3 protein-coding genes are annotated in these 1,602 nt (G+C 31.6%); all 3 read left to right on the top strand.

Annotated features, from left to right (window positions below; translation table 11 throughout):
- Positions 1 to 60: 60 nt before the first annotated feature.
- The 3 genes from G3567_RS13150 (at position 61) to G3567_RS13140 (ending at position 1,569) form a co-directional block, all read left to right on the top strand.
- The gene (locus G3567_RS13150) at positions 61 to 501 is read left to right on the top strand and encodes an FEKKY domain-containing protein (RefSeq protein WP_164005778.1); all 441 of its coding nucleotides are present in this window, start codon (positions 61 to 63) and stop codon (positions 499 to 501) included.
- A gap of 6 nt (positions 502 to 507) precedes the next feature.
- Positions 508 to 723: a hypothetical protein gene (locus tag G3567_RS13145; protein ID WP_164005777.1), complete on the top strand. Its 216-nt coding sequence runs from the start codon at positions 508 to 510 to the stop codon at positions 721 to 723.
- 390 nt (positions 724 to 1,113) lie between these two features.
- Complete coding sequence (locus G3567_RS13140; RefSeq protein ID WP_164005776.1) at positions 1,114 to 1,569, top strand: hypothetical protein; 456 nt, start codon at positions 1,114 to 1,116, stop codon at positions 1,567 to 1,569.
- The last annotated feature ends 33 nt before the right edge of the window (positions 1,570 to 1,602 follow it).

The following is a 1,602-nucleotide window of genomic DNA, read 5'->3' as shown; positions in this document are numbered from 1 at the left end:
GCGTTTTAAGTCGCCACTTTCGTTATGCGCGAGACGTTGTAAAACATTTAAGAGAAGCCTATGAAGTTCATATTAACGTTATTTATTGGAATTCTAACTTTGACTTTGAATGCTCAAACAGACGGGGAAGAAACTGTTATATTTTCAAGAATTGGAGAATTGAGCGACGAGCAATTAAATAATTCTGGAGCTTCTAAACTGACTTTTGTTACGAATGAAAAGGAAGCTGAAAAAATGGCAGAATTGGACATTAAGAATGGAAATCCATTTTTGTTGCTAATGGGTGGAATTGCACCTGTTATTATTGCTACTGACCCAGATTTTGAAAAGAAATACGGAATATACTTTTACGAATTTGGTTGTACTGGGCCAGAAAATGAAATAATAAGCGCATACAACAAAATAATATTTGAACACTTGAATTCGACAAAAGGAAAAAAGTGGATAAAGGAAGTTAGAGATGACGTAATCGGATTTAAGGAGTGGAAACGGAAAGGTTAAAATACTATGACTGAATTTATAATTATTTCAATACTTGTTATCCTGTTTGTCGGATTTTTATATTGGGCTTATCTACCTGATTATCGCAGAAATCCAAAAGAATTCTGGAGAACAATAATCGGAATGCCAATTGGAATGCTTTTAGGCGGTTTAGGGTATTCGACATTGAACGAAAAAATAAAAAAATGGGCAACTGACGATAAAAAGAAGAATACGAAATAAAACGTTTTACAACAACGTGTATAATTCATTGCTAGTTATAGCCTACTTACGAAAGTCCTCGCAGACTTTCTATTTGTTGTGACTTATTTGCTAACTTTAGTGTTTAAACACGCAACGAAATCATACACAAACACGTTGTAAGTAATTTTGACGCACATATATGGATAATATAAAACCAACATTATTTTTCATTTTCGCAGCTTTAATTTTTTGGTTCGTTGGTCCAATAATTGTGAAATTCCAATTAAGGTTTCATAAAAAGCATAATCCAAATTTGGTTGAAAAAGCACCAGGGATTTTTAAAGGAATGAAAATCTTTTTTCAAGTCTTTTCAATCATTTGTGTGTTATTTGCTTTCATTGTGCTTTTCGGAATTAAAATTTAAATTTAATGAGCAAATTGCAATTAAAGTTTGAAATTCCTAAAAATGGTTGGTTACCTACAAACTTTAAAACTTCGGACTTTGAATTGAATTTTATTACTTCAAATATTCCCGAAAATCCGACTGACAAACTTTGTGAATCTCTTATTTTAACTCTGAACGGAATCGAAACGGAAATATGTTGGAACTTGGAGCCTGAATGTTATTTCTTTGAATTAAAACCAAGCGGAAAGGTAATTGACTTTTTTATCTCAAAAAGTGGCGGAATAAATAAAAAACGTAATCTGATTTATAAATTGACTGGAGATTTTGAGACTATGATTTTACCAATATATCGAAGTTTAAAAAAATTCAGCTCATTGGAATTTGATAAAACGGATTGGAAAAAAATTGACCAAATAAAACTGAATAAATTAACTGGATTAGTAACTGAAAGAAAACACTACCTACAACATCGGCTATAATTCATTGCGGTTGAATTCCTTGGCGGAATTCAA

This window comes from Psychroflexus aurantiacus, from assembly GCF_010820555.1.
Taxonomy (GTDB): domain Bacteria; phylum Bacteroidota; class Bacteroidia; order Flavobacteriales; family Flavobacteriaceae; genus Psychroflexus; species Psychroflexus aurantiacus.
Note: the sequence above shows the minus strand (reverse complement) of the source record. Positions and strands in the feature narration are given on the sequence as shown.

Excerpts from the sequence above, each read along its gene's own strand:
- G3567_RS13150 (WP_164005778.1), top strand. The coding sequence starts at position 61 with ATGAAGTTCATATTAACGTTATTTATTGGAATTCTAACTTTGACTTTG.
- G3567_RS13145 (WP_164005777.1), top strand. The coding sequence starts at position 508 with ATGACTGAATTTATAATTATTTCAATACTTGTTATCCTGTTTGTCGGA.
- G3567_RS13140 (WP_164005776.1), top strand. The coding sequence starts at position 1,114 with ATGAGCAAATTGCAATTAAAGTTTGAAATTCCTAAAAATGGTTGGTTA.